Below are 11,516 nucleotides of genomic sequence, written 5' to 3' on the forward strand. Positions count from 1 at the left end.
AACAAAACGCGGCTTGTGACCGCGTCAGGGACTTTTGTGAGTCCTTTTGATTGTAAAAACGCGCTTACAGGCGGTCGGCGGGGGTTTACCCTGCGACCCCTTGTCAAACGAAGCGTTTCTTGATCGCGGCAGCAATGCCGTCGGCATCGAGACCGATCGATGCGAGCAGCTTGGCCGGATCGCCGTGCTCGATGAAGCGGTCGGGCAGGCCCAGCTGCAGCACCGGCTTCTGAACGCCGGCGGCCTGCAGGGCCTCCACCACCGCACTGCCCGCGCCGCCCATGATGGCGCCCTCTTCGAGCGTGACGAGCGCGTCGTGCGTGCCCGCGACCTGCAGCAGCAGTTCGACGTCCAGCGGCTTGGCCCAGCGCATGTTGACCACGGTGGCGTCGAGCGACTCGGCCGCCGTGAGCGCCGGATACAGCAAGGTGCCGAACGCGAGGATGGCGATGCGCTGGCCTTCGCGGCGAACCTCGCCCTTGCCGAAAGGCAATGCGTCGAGCGTGAGGTTCGGCGTGGTGCCGGCACCCGCGCCGCGCGGGTAGCGCACGGCCACCGGATGGCTCTGCTCGTAGGCGCTCGTCAGCAGCTGGCGGCACTCGCGCTCGTCGGCCGGGCAGGCGATGCTCATGTTGGGAATGCAGCGCAGGAACGGGATGTCGTAGGCGCCCGCGTGCGTCGCGCCGTCGGCACCCACCAGGCCCGCGCGGTCGAGCGCGAACACCACCGGCAGGTTCTGGATCGCCACGTCGTGGATCAGCTGGTCGTAGGCGCGCTGCAGGAAGGTCGAGTAGATCGCGACCACGGGCTTCAGGCCCTCGCAGGCCAGGCCCGCCGCGAACGTGACCGCGTGCTGCTCGGCAATGCCGACGTCGTAGTAGCGGTCGGGGAAGCGCTTCTCGAACTCCACGAGCCCCGAGCCTTCGCGCATCGCGGGCGTGATGCCCACGAGGCGGCCGTCGTGCGCGGCCGTGTCGCACAGCCACTGGCCGAAGACCTGCGTGAAGGTCTGCTTGGCCGCCGTGGTCGACTTGACCAGCCCCACCTGCGGATCGAACTTGCCCGGGCCGTGGTAGGCCACCGGGTCGGCTTCGGCGAGCTTGTAGCCCTGCCCTTTTTTCGTGACGACATGCAGGAACTGCGGGCCGTCCAGGTGCTTGAGGTTCTCGAGCGTGGGCACCAGCGAGTCGATGTCGTGGCCGTCGATCGGGCCGACGTAGTTGAAGCCGAACTGCTCGAACAGCGTGGCCGGCACGACCATGCCCTTGGCATGCTGCTCCAGGCGCTTGGCCAGCTCGAACAGCGGCGGCGCGTTGCGCAGCATGCTCTTGCCGACATTCTTGGCTGCGGCGTAGAAGTTGCCGCTCATGAGCTGCGCGAGGTAGCGGTTGAGCGCGCCCACCGGCGGGCTGATCGACATGTCGTTGTCGTTCAGGATGACCAGCAGCTTGCAGTCGCACACGCCCGCGTTGTTGAGCGCCTCGAAGGCCATGCCGGCCGTGAGCGCGCCGTCGCCGATGATGGCCACGGCATGGCGCTTCTCGCCCTTCTGCTTGGCGGCCATGGCCATGCCGAGCGCGGCCGAGATGCTGGTCGACGAGTGGGCGGTGCCGAAGGTGTCGTACTCGCTCTCGCTGCGCTGCGGAAAGCCCGAGATGCCGCCCAGCTGGCGCAGCGTGGGCATGCGCTCGCGCCGGCCCGTGAGGATCTTGTGCGGGTAGGTCTGGTGGCCCACGTCCCACACCAGCCGGTCGTGCGGCGTGTTGAACACATGGTGCAGCGCCACCGTCAGCTCGACCGTGCCGAGGTTGGAGCTCAGGTGGCCGCCGGTGCGCGAGACGTTGTCGAGCACACAGGCGCGCACCTCGTCGGACAGCTGCTTGAGCTGGGCCCGGTCGTACTGGCGGATCGGCGAAGGGTCGTGGAGAGTGGGAAGCAGCGGAGCCATGGAGGTGGGTTCTTTTTTCTTCTCAGCGGTCGCGGTCGACCACCATGTGGGCCAGGGCGCGCAGTGCGGCAGTGTCGGGCAAGCCGCTCTTGTTCAGCGCGGCGATGGCGTCGGCGAGCAGCTGGCTCGCCTGCGCGCGCGCGCCGTCCAGGCCAAGCAGCGACACGTAGGTGGGCTTGTCGGCCGCGGCATCCTTGCCGGCGGTCTTGCCCAGGGTGTGCGAGTCGGCCGTGACGTCGAGGATGTCGTCGACCACCTGGAACGCGAGGCCGATGGCGGCGCCGTAGTCGCGCAGTGCCACCAAGGCGGCCGGCGACACGGTGCCGCAGGCGGCGCCCATCTCGACGCTGCCCTGCAGCAGCGCGCCGGTCTTCAGGCGGTGCATTTCGCGCAGCTGGGTTTCGTTCAGTGCGATGCCGACGCTGGCGAGGTCGATGGCCTGGCCGCCGGCCATGCCCTGGCTGCCGGCCGCGCGCGCCAGCAGGCGGCACAGCAGGGCCTGCATCGCGGCGGGCACCTCGTCGCCCTCGGGCGCGAGCAGTTCGAAGGCCAGCGCCTGCAGCGCGTCGCCCGCGAGCAGCGCGTCGGCTTCGCCGAACTTCACGTGCACCGTGGGCTTGCCGCGGCGCAGCACGTCGTTGTCCATGCACGGCAGGTCGTCGTGCACCAGCGAATAGGCGTGGATGAGTTCGGTGGCGCAGGCCGCACGCAGCGCGGCATGGGCGTTGCCGCCGACCGCTTCATTGGCCGCGAGCACCAGCAGCGGCCGCAGCCGCTTGCCGCCATCGAGCACGGCATAGCGCATGGCATCGCCCAGCAGCACCGGCGCATCGACGCCGACCCAGCGCGACAGCGCCGCTTCGACCGTGGCCAGGTGGGGCTCGGCCCAGTTGGCCAGCGTCTTCGCGTCCCAGGGGGTGGCGGTGGTCGTGGTGGAGGTCATCGGGACGGCGCTCATTCGGCCGTCCAGGGCTTGAGGCTGCCGGCGTCGAGCACCTTGATCTGGTCTTCGACCGCCTGCAGTTTGTCGCGGCAGAAGCCGAGCAATGCGGCGCCGCGCTGGTAGCTGCCCAGCAGCTGGTCCAGCGGCAGCTGGCCCGATTCGAGTTCTGCAACCAGTTGTTCCAGTTCCTGAAGCCCGGCTTCGTAGCTGGCGGGCAGCGGCCCGGTGTCGGGCGTCGCCGCCGGGCTGGTCGTGGAAGGAGAAGGCACCTTGGGCATGCAACGAATCGTGGATGAAACGAAGCATTTTAGGGCGGGGGCGCAACAGACTGCCGGGCGGCGTGCACACGTGCGCGCAGCTTTGCAACACCCTGTATGACGCCCGGAGATGCGAGGCAAAAACCCCTCGGGCGCAAAAGTGCCCCCCGGGTACAATCCCCGCTTCCCCCGCCGGTCGCCCGGCACACCTCTTCGGGCCGTCACCCATGCAGACGGCGCCTTCCGTTTTTTCCTTTTTTTCTCCCTGTGGGGAGCTTGGTCAGGTCCTCCATGTCTGATTTAAGTCTTCAACTGCAGCAGGCCGCGAGCCAACTTCCAGTTACCGCGTATTTCGACGAGGCCTTGTACGCCCGCGAAATGCAGAACCTTTTCGCGCGAGGGCCCCGCTACGTCGGGCACCGACTGGCCGTGCCCGAGCCGGGTGACTTCCACACCCTGCCGCAAGAACACCAGGGCCGCGCGCTGGTCCACACGCCCAAGGGCGTGGAGCTCATCTCGAACGTCTGCCGCCACCGCCAGGCCCTCATCCTGCAGGGCCGGGGCCAGCTCGACACCCAGACCGGCGGCAACATCGTCTGCCCGCTGCACCGCTGGACCTACGCCGCGAAAGACGCGCGCACCACCGGCACGCTGATCGGTGCCCCGCATTTCGACCAGGACCCGTGCCTGAACCTGCACAACTACCCGCTCACCGAATGGAACGGCCTTCTGTTCGAGAAGAACGCCGACGGCAGCGGCCGTGACGTGGCGGCCGACATGGCGGGCCTGGGCCCGCAGGCCGACCTCGACTTCTCGGGCTACGCGCTCGACCGCGTCGAACTGCACGAGTGCAACTACAACTGGAAGACCTTCATCGAGGTCTACCTCGAGGACTATCACGTCGGCCCGTTCCACCCCGGCCTGGGCAGCTTCGTCACCTGCGACGACCTGCGCTGGGAGTTCAAGCCCGAGTTCTCGGTGCAGACGGTGGGCGTGGCCAACCGCCTGGGCCGCGCGGGCAGCCCGGTCTACCAGAAGTGGCAGGAGCAGTTGCTCAAGTACCGCGACGGCAAGCCGCCGAAGTACGGCGCGATCTGGCTCACCTACTACCCGCACGTGATGATCGAGTGGTACCCGCACGTGCTCACGGTGTCGACGCTGCACCCGGTGAGCCCGACCAAGACGCTCAACATGGTCGAGTTCTTCTACCCTGAAGAAATCGTCGCCTTCGAGCGCGAGTTCGTCGAGGCCCAGCAGGCCGCCTACATGGAAACCTGCGTGGAAGACGACGAGATCGCCGAGCGCATGGACGCCGGCCGCCGCGCGCTCATGCTGCGCGGCGACAACGAAACGGGCCCTTACCAGAGCCCCATGGAAGACGGCATGCAGCAGTTCCACGAGTGGTACCGCAACGCCATGCAGCAACCACCCGTCTGATCCTCGCCTCTCTCGCCCCGCACCCGCCGGGGCTTTCTTTTTTCTGATCTGGATATCAATCGATGCAAGCGCTGTGGATGGTGCTCGGGGCCTTTCTGTTCGCCACCATGAGCGTGGTCGTGAAGATTGCTTCGGAATGGTTCAACAGCGGTGAGATGGTCCTGGGGCGCGGCCTCATCGGCATCGTGTTTCTCTGGCTGCTGGCGCGCAACCGCGGCACCTCGCTGGCCACCAAATACCCCGGCATGCACGCCTGGCGCAGCACCATCGGCGTGGTGTCGCTGGGCGCATGGTTCTACGCCATTGCCCACATGCCGCTGGCCACCGCCGTCACGCTCAACTACATGAGCAGCGTGTGGGTCGCGGCCTTCCTGGTCGGCGGCGCGCTGCTGGCCTGGGTGCCGGTGCCCGGGCGCGACGGCCGCATCGAGCGCCCGCCGCTGCAGGGCCCGCTGGTGATGACCGTGCTCGCGGGCTTTGCCGGCGTGGTGCTCATGCTCAAGCCCACGGTGGGCGGCGGCGACGGTTTCGCGGGCATGCTGGGCCTGCTGTCGGGCGTCACGGCCGCCTTTGCCTATATGCAGGTGGTGGCGTTGTCGCGCATCGGCGAGCCCGAGCTGCGCACGGTCTTCTACTTTGCCGTGGGCTCCGCCGTGGCCGGCGCCTTCGCCACGGCCGCGACCGGGTTTTCGGGCGGCAGTTCGTGGACGTGGCAGCATGCGCTGTGGCTGCTGCCGATCGGCCTGTTGGCGGCTCTCGGACAGCTGTGCATGACCCGCGCCTACGCCACCGCAAAGACCCAGGCGGGCACACTGGTGGTCGCCAACCTGCAATATTCGGGCATCGTGTTCGCGGCCTTCTACAGCGTGGTGCTGTTCGACGACCGCATCGACGCCACCGGCTGGAGCGGCATGGCGCTGATCATCGCCAGCGGCATCGCAGCCACCGTGCTGCGGCAGCGGGCCGTGCCGAAGGCGCCGGCCGAGGAACACTGAACGCAGCAGCCACGGCACTTGTCGCCGATCATTTTTTCGAAGGAGCTCTCGCCATGTACACCACCCTCATCTCCGTCGAACAACTGAGGCAGCTGCGCGAGGGCGACTCGCCCCTCATGGTGTTCGACTGCAGCTTCGACCTCATGAAGCCCGAAGCCGGCGCGCAGCTGTATGCCGCCGCGCACATCCCGGGCGCGCAGTACGCCAACCTCGACACCGACCTGAGCGCCAAACATGGTCTGCCCGGCGCGCACGGCGATGTGGTGGTCGCACAGGACGACGGCGTGCCCGCCTCGGGCGGGCGCCACCCGCTGCCCAGCCGCGAGAAGTTCGCGACGTGGCTGTCGTCGGTGGGTTTTTCCAACGAGATGCAGGCCGTGGTGTACGACCGCAACGGTGCCAACTACTGCGGGCGCCTGTGGTGGATGCTCAAGTGGATGGGCCACGACGCCGTGGCCGTGCTCGACGGCGGCCTGCAGGCCTGGCAGGCCGCGGGCGGCGAAGTGACCGACCGCGAGGAGCCCGCGCGCTTCCAGTCGAACTTCGTGCAGGGCGAGCCGTTGGCGAAGCTTGTGACTACCGACACCGTGTTGCGTCGGCTCGGCCAACCTGACCAGCAGCTGATCGACGCGCGGGCCGGTGCACGATATCGCGGCGAGGTGGAACCTCTGGACCCGATCGCGGGTCACATCCCCGGGGCCCTGAACCGGCCCTTCGCCGACAACATCGGTCCCGACGGCAAGTTCAAGCCCGCCGCGCAACTGCGCGCCGAGTTCGAAGCACTGCTTGCAGGGCGCGATGCGGCGACCGTCGTCCACCAGTGCGGCAGCGGCGTGAGCGCCGTGCCCAACCTGCTCGCGATGCAGATCGCGGGGCTCGGGACGACCGCGCTCTATGCCGGCAGCTGGAGCGAATGGAGCAACACGCCGGGGCTGCCGACCCGGCAAGGCGCTGAACCATGATGCACACCCTGCAGACCCTGCACACCCGATTCCGACGCATGTCCTCCGGCTTCGCACTGACCGCCGCCGCGCTGCTCGCGGCCGCCACCCTTCCTGTGCACGCCCAGCAACAGCACGCGCATGTGCACGGCCAGCTCAAGCTCGACGTGGCGATCGACGGGCCCACCATCGTGATCGCCATGGAATCGCCGCTGGACAACATCGTCGGCTTCGAACGCGCGCCCAAGACCGACGCCGAGAAGAAGACCGTCGAGGCCGCCATTGCCCAGCTGCGCGCGGCCGACAAGCTCTTCACCATCGACCCCGCGGCCAACTGCAAGCTCGGCCCCGTCGACCTGCGCTCCGGCGCGCTCGGCCTGGGCAACCCCGACCCCGCCGAATCGAGCGGGCACGCGGACCTCGATGCCTCTTTCTCCTTCAACTGCACCCAGGCCGCCGCTGCGAAGTTCATCGACGTGAACCTGTTCTCCGCCTTCAAGGGCGCGCGCCAGATCGACGTGCAGATCGCCAGCGCGCAAGGCCAGTTCAAGCGCCAGCTGAAGCGTCCGAGCGGCGCGCAGGCCGCGCAGCCTTCCCGCCTGACGCTGGGCAAGTGACAGCGTGAGCACCGCCCCGCAGGCTGACACCACCACGCCCTTGCGCGTCGTGCTCGCCGCCGAAGCCCTGCGCTTCACCTGGCCCGGCGTGAAGACACCGTGCATCGACATCGAGGCCCTGCGCATCACGGCGGGTGAATCCGTGTTCCTGCACGGCCCGAGCGGCTGCGGCAAGAGCACGCTGCTGTCGCTGCTGGCCGGCGTGCTGGTGGCCGACGAAGGCCGCGTCATGCTGTTGGGCCACGATTGGTCGAAGCTCTCGGGCACGCAGCGCGACCGCAGCCGCGTGGCGCACGTGGGCTACATCTTCCAGCAATTCAACCTCTTGCCTTACTTGAGCGTGCTCGACAACGTGCTCCTGCCCTGCCGCTTCTCCGCGCGCCGCGAAGCGCAGGCCGCGCGCAACGGCAGCTCACGCGACGAAGCCGAGCACCTGCTCGACCAGATGGGTCTGGACCGCGGCCTGTGGAAGCGTCAGGCGCTGCAGCTTTCAGTCGGCCAGCAGCAGCGCGTGGCTGCGGCGCGCGCACTCATCGGCCAGCCCGAGGTCGTCATTGCCGACGAGCCCACGTCCGCGCTCGACGAAGACCGGCGCGAAGCCTTTCTCGACGTGCTGCTCACGGCCTGCGCCGTGAACCACAGCGCACTCGTGTTCGTGAGCCACGACCAGCGCATCGCGCCACGCTTCGCGCGGCACGTGCTGCTGCCTGAGATCAACCGTGCGGCGAGCAGTGCGATGGCGGTGGATGCATGAAGGCCCTCTTCTCTATCGCATGGCACAGCGCCTGGAACCGCCGCTTCACGCTCGCGCTGACGGTGTTCTCGATCGCGCTGTCGACCTTCTTGCTGCTCGGCGTCGAGCGCATCCGCACCGAGCTGCGCGAGAACTTCGCGTCCTCGGTCTCGGGCACCGATCTCATCGTGGGCGCGCGCACTGGCTCCACGCAGCTGCTGCTGTACTCGGTGTTCCGCATCGGCGCGGCCACCAACAACATCTCGTGGAAGAGCGTGCAGGCGCTGCAGGCGCACCCCGGTGTCGACTGGGTGGTGCCGCTGTCGCTGGGCGATTCGCACCGCGGCTTCTCGGTGCTCGCGACCACGCCCGAGTACTTCTCGCACTTCCGCTACGGCGACCGCCAGACCTTGAAGCTGCGCGAAGGCAAGCCCTTCGACGCGCTGTTCGACGCCGTGGTCGGCGCCGAGGTGGCCGACAAGCTGGGTTACCACGTGGGCCAGAAGATCACGCTGGCGCACGGCAGCGGCGAGCTCAACGTGGCCGAGCATGCCGACAAGCCCTTCACCGTGGTGGGCGTGCTCGCGCGCACCGGCACGCCGGTCGACCGCACCGTGCACATCGGCCTCGCGGCGATGGAAGCCATTCATCTCGAATGGGTGGGCGGCGCGCCGATGCCGGGCGTGAAGATTCCGGCCGAGCAGGTGCGCAAGTTCGACCTCACGCCCAAGAACGTGACGGCCGCGCTCGTGGGCCTGAAGAACCGTGCCGCCGTGTTCGGCGTGCAGCGCTGGATTTCCACCTACACCGGCGAACCGCTCATGGCCATCCTGCCCGGCGTGGCACTCGACGAGCTGTGGAGCGTGATCGGCATCGGCGAGAACGCGCTGCTGCTGATGTCGGCACTGGTCGCGCTCGTGAGCCTCGCGGGGCTGGTGTCGGTGGTGATGGCGGGCCTGAACGAGCGCCGCCGCGAGCTCGCCGTGCTGCGCGCCGTGGGCGCGGGCCTGCGCCATGTGCTGGCACTGCTCGCACTCGAAGGCGCACTGGTCACCGTGCTCGGCGTGCTGCTGGGCGTGACCATGGCAGTGCTCGGCATCGCCCTGCTCTCGCCATGGCTGCAGGCGCAGTTCGGCCTGACACTGAGCCTGTCCGAACCTACACTGAACGAATGGCTGCTGACGGCGAGCCTGCTGGTCGCGGGCTGGCTCGCGAGCCTGCTGCCCGGCATCCGGGCCTATCGCCTGTCGCTGGCCGACGGCCTTTCTCCGAGAATCTGACCATGACGAAGACCCCTACTCCCCGCGTGCTCACCGCCCTGTCGATGCTGCTGGCCAGCGCCGGCCTCGCAGCCGCCGCCTGGGCCGCCGAGCCCGCACCGAAGGACACCACCGCGACCAACCCGCTGGGCGGCAAGCCGGCCGCGGCCGCGCCGCAGGCCGCATCGGGCCAGCCGCGCCAGATCAGCTGGGAAGAGCTGGTGCCCAAGGACTGGGACCCGGCCAAGGCCTTCAAGGGCATCGACCTGAGCACGCTCGACGACGGCGACCCGCGCGCCAACGAGCTGCTCATGAAGATGCAGGAGGTGTCGAACAACGCGCCCACCAACCCCGCGCTCAACGGCGTGGAAGTGAAGATCCCCGGCTTCATCGTGCCGCTCGAAGAGGCCAAGGGCGAGGTCACCGAGTTCCTGCTCGTGCCCTACTTCGGCGCCTGCATCCACACGCCGCCGCCGCCGGCCAACCAGATCCTGCACGTCATTCCGCAGAAGGGCGCCAAGTTCCGCGCCATGGACACCGTGTGGGTCACCGGCAAGCTGCAGACGCTGCGCAACGACTCGATGATGGGCGTGAGCGGTTATCACGTGAAGGCGAGCAGCGTCACCAAGTATTCGGGCGGCGCCAAGTAGCGCGTTCCCGGGTCTCGTGGTCCTGCGCCGACAGCACAGGCGGCGCACCGCCGACACAGACCGTTGCATCCGAGGGGCAGGCTGTGTCATCGCCTGCGCTGGCCCGCCGTTGAAGGAGTTCCGGGCACCATGCCGGCGTCTTCAGGACATGCCAGATGACACCCTCACCCCGCCTCCCCCTGCTTCAGCGTCGCCTCATGGCCTCGCTGTGCGTTGCAGCGCTGTTCATTGCAGGCTGCGACAAGCCTGCGACACCGCCTCCGGCCGCTGAAGCACCGGTCACCCAGGCACCAGCCCCCGTCGCCGCGCCGGTGCCAGCCGCCTACACGCCGCCCTCGGCCGAGCAGCTCTACCAGTTGGTCGCGCCGATCGCGCTGTACCCCGACAAGCTCGTGGCGCAGGTCCTGGCCGGCGCCACCTACCCCGAGCAGATCACCGCAGCGCACGACTGGCTGCAACAGAACCGCACGCTCAAGGCCGGCCCACTCGCCGACGCCGCCAACCAGCAGCCGTGGGACCCGAGCGTGAAGTCGCTCACCGCATTCCGGCCCGTGATGGACCAGATGGCCGGCAACATCACGTGGACCGAATCGCTGGGCAAGGCCTACTACAACGACCCGGCCGACGTGATGAACGCGATCCAGGTGATGCGCCAGCGCGCGTCGAAGGCCGGTCGCCTCAAGAACAACGACAAGCTGCGCGTGGCGCGCGCCGCGACGCCGTCCAACTACACGCCCGCGCCTGACATGCAGCCGATGTACGCGGGCCCCCTGGTGATCGAGCCGCCAGAAGAATTCATCACCATCGAGCCCGTGCAGCCCGACGTGGTGTACGTGCCGCGCTACGACCCGCAGGTGGTGTACGACATGCCCGTGCCCGTCTACCCCGGCTATGCCTATGCACCGCCGCCGGTGGTGGTCGAGCCCGGCTACAGCCGCGGCCAGGTGGCCGCCGTGGGCGCACTCGCCTTCGGCAGCGGTGTGATCGTCGGCTCGGGACTCGAGCGTCACGGCTGGGGCTGGAACGCCTGGAACATGAACTGGGGCACGCCGCGCTGGCGCGACCGCGCAGCACCGCCCCCGCCCACGTATCGGCCTGCGGTCGTCTACAACAACAGCACGTATGTCTCGCGTTCGACCACGGTCGTCAACAACGTGCGCAACGTCTACAACAACAACTACGGCAGCGAACGCAGCGGCCCGCCGACCGGTGCGGCGGCATTGCAGGCCGCGCAGCAGCAACAACAGCAGCAGCTGCAACAACAGGCACGCGCCCAGCAGCAACAGGCGCTGATGCAACAGCAGGTGACCCAAAACCAGTTGCGCGAACAACAGCAGGTGCAACAGGAGCAGGCACGGCGTCAACAACAGGCGCAGCAGGAGCAGGCCTTGCGCCAGCGCACGGACCAGCAAGAGCAGACCCGACGCCAGCAGATGCAACAGCAAGCGGCCCAGAACCAGCAGCGCCAGCAGCAGCAGGCCCAGCAGGAACAGGCGCGCCGCCAGCAACAGACGCAACAGGAACAAGCACTGCGGCAACGCCAGGATCAGCAGGAGCAAGCCCGTCGCCAGCAGATGCAGCAACAGCAGGCCACGCAGACCCAGCAGCGCCAACAACAGGCGCAGCAGGAGCAGGCACGCCGCCAGCAGCAAGCGCAGCAGGAACAGGCACTGCGTCAACGGCAGGACCCGCAGGACCCAACCCGTCGACAGCAGATGCAGCAACAGCAAGCGGCT

11 protein-coding genes are annotated in these 11,516 nt (G+C 68.3%); 8 read left to right on the plus strand and 3 right to left on the minus strand.

Annotated features, from left to right (window positions below):
• Positions 1 to 103 precede the first annotated feature (103 nt).
• Genes dxs through xseB form a run of 3 tightly spaced genes read right to left on the minus strand, consistent with a single transcriptional unit; the run spans position 104 to position 3,169 of the window.
• Positions 104 to 1,948 carry a 1-deoxy-D-xylulose-5-phosphate synthase gene (gene dxs, locus AAG801_RS17420; protein ID WP_101492549.1) on the minus strand — a complete coding sequence of 615 codons (1,845 nt, stop codon included), beginning with the start codon at positions 1,946 to 1,948 and terminating at the stop codon, positions 104 to 106.
• Positions 1,949 to 1,970: 22 nt separating this feature from the next.
• On the minus strand, positions 1,971 to 2,891 hold the full coding sequence (locus tag AAG801_RS17425) for a polyprenyl synthetase family protein (protein WP_341889484.1): 921 nt from the start codon (positions 2,889 to 2,891) through the stop codon (positions 1,971 to 1,973).
• Between the two features lie 11 nt (positions 2,892 to 2,902).
• Entirely contained in the window at positions 2,903 to 3,169 is a 267-nt protein-coding gene (gene xseB, locus AAG801_RS17430; protein ID WP_062468817.1) for an exodeoxyribonuclease VII small subunit, read from the minus strand.
• 270 nt (positions 3,170 to 3,439) lie between these two features.
• Here xseB and AAG801_RS17435 point away from each other — a divergent pair, with 270 nt between their 5' ends.
• The 8 genes from AAG801_RS17435 to AAG801_RS17470 all read left to right on the plus strand — a co-directional run.
• A complete protein-coding gene (locus tag AAG801_RS17435; RefSeq protein WP_101492551.1) occupies positions 3,440 to 4,585 on the plus strand; it encodes an aromatic ring-hydroxylating dioxygenase subunit alpha in 1,146 nt (381 codons plus the stop codon).
• Between the two features lie 62 nt (positions 4,586 to 4,647).
• Positions 4,648 to 5,580, plus strand: a complete 933-nt coding sequence (locus AAG801_RS17440) for a DMT family transporter (RefSeq protein ID WP_341889485.1) — start codon at positions 4,648 to 4,650, stop codon at positions 5,578 to 5,580.
• 53 nt (positions 5,581 to 5,633) lie between these two features.
• On the plus strand, positions 5,634 to 6,542 hold the full coding sequence (locus AAG801_RS17445; protein WP_341889486.1) for a sulfurtransferase: 909 nt from the start codon (positions 5,634 to 5,636) through the stop codon (positions 6,540 to 6,542).
• The gene (locus tag AAG801_RS17450) at positions 6,539 to 7,138 is read left to right on the plus strand and encodes a DUF2796 domain-containing protein (RefSeq protein WP_225616956.1); all 600 of its coding nucleotides are present in this window, start codon (positions 6,539 to 6,541) and stop codon (positions 7,136 to 7,138) included. Before AAG801_RS17445 ends, AAG801_RS17450 begins: the two co-directional genes overlap by 4 nt.
• A gap of 4 nt (positions 7,139 to 7,142) precedes the next feature.
• Positions 7,143 to 7,892: an ABC transporter ATP-binding protein gene (locus tag AAG801_RS17455; protein ID WP_341889487.1), complete on the plus strand. Its 750-nt coding sequence runs from the start codon at positions 7,143 to 7,145 to the stop codon at positions 7,890 to 7,892.
• Positions 7,889 to 9,151 (plus strand): ABC transporter permease, encoded by a 1,263-nt coding sequence (locus AAG801_RS17460; RefSeq protein ID WP_341889488.1) that lies wholly within the window; start codon positions 7,889 to 7,891, stop codon positions 9,149 to 9,151. Before AAG801_RS17455 ends, AAG801_RS17460 begins: the two co-directional genes overlap by 4 nt.
• A 2-nt stretch (positions 9,152 to 9,153) precedes the next feature.
• Positions 9,154 to 9,780, plus strand: coding sequence for a DUF3299 domain-containing protein (locus AAG801_RS17465; RefSeq protein ID WP_341889489.1), 627 nt, complete (start codon positions 9,154 to 9,156; stop codon positions 9,778 to 9,780).
• A gap of 155 nt (positions 9,781 to 9,935) precedes the next feature.
• On the plus strand, positions 9,936 to 11,516 hold a 1,581-nt coding region (locus AAG801_RS17470), incomplete at its 3' end, for a DUF3300 domain-containing protein (RefSeq protein WP_341889490.1).

Source organism: Variovorax sp. YR752, assembly GCF_943372545.1.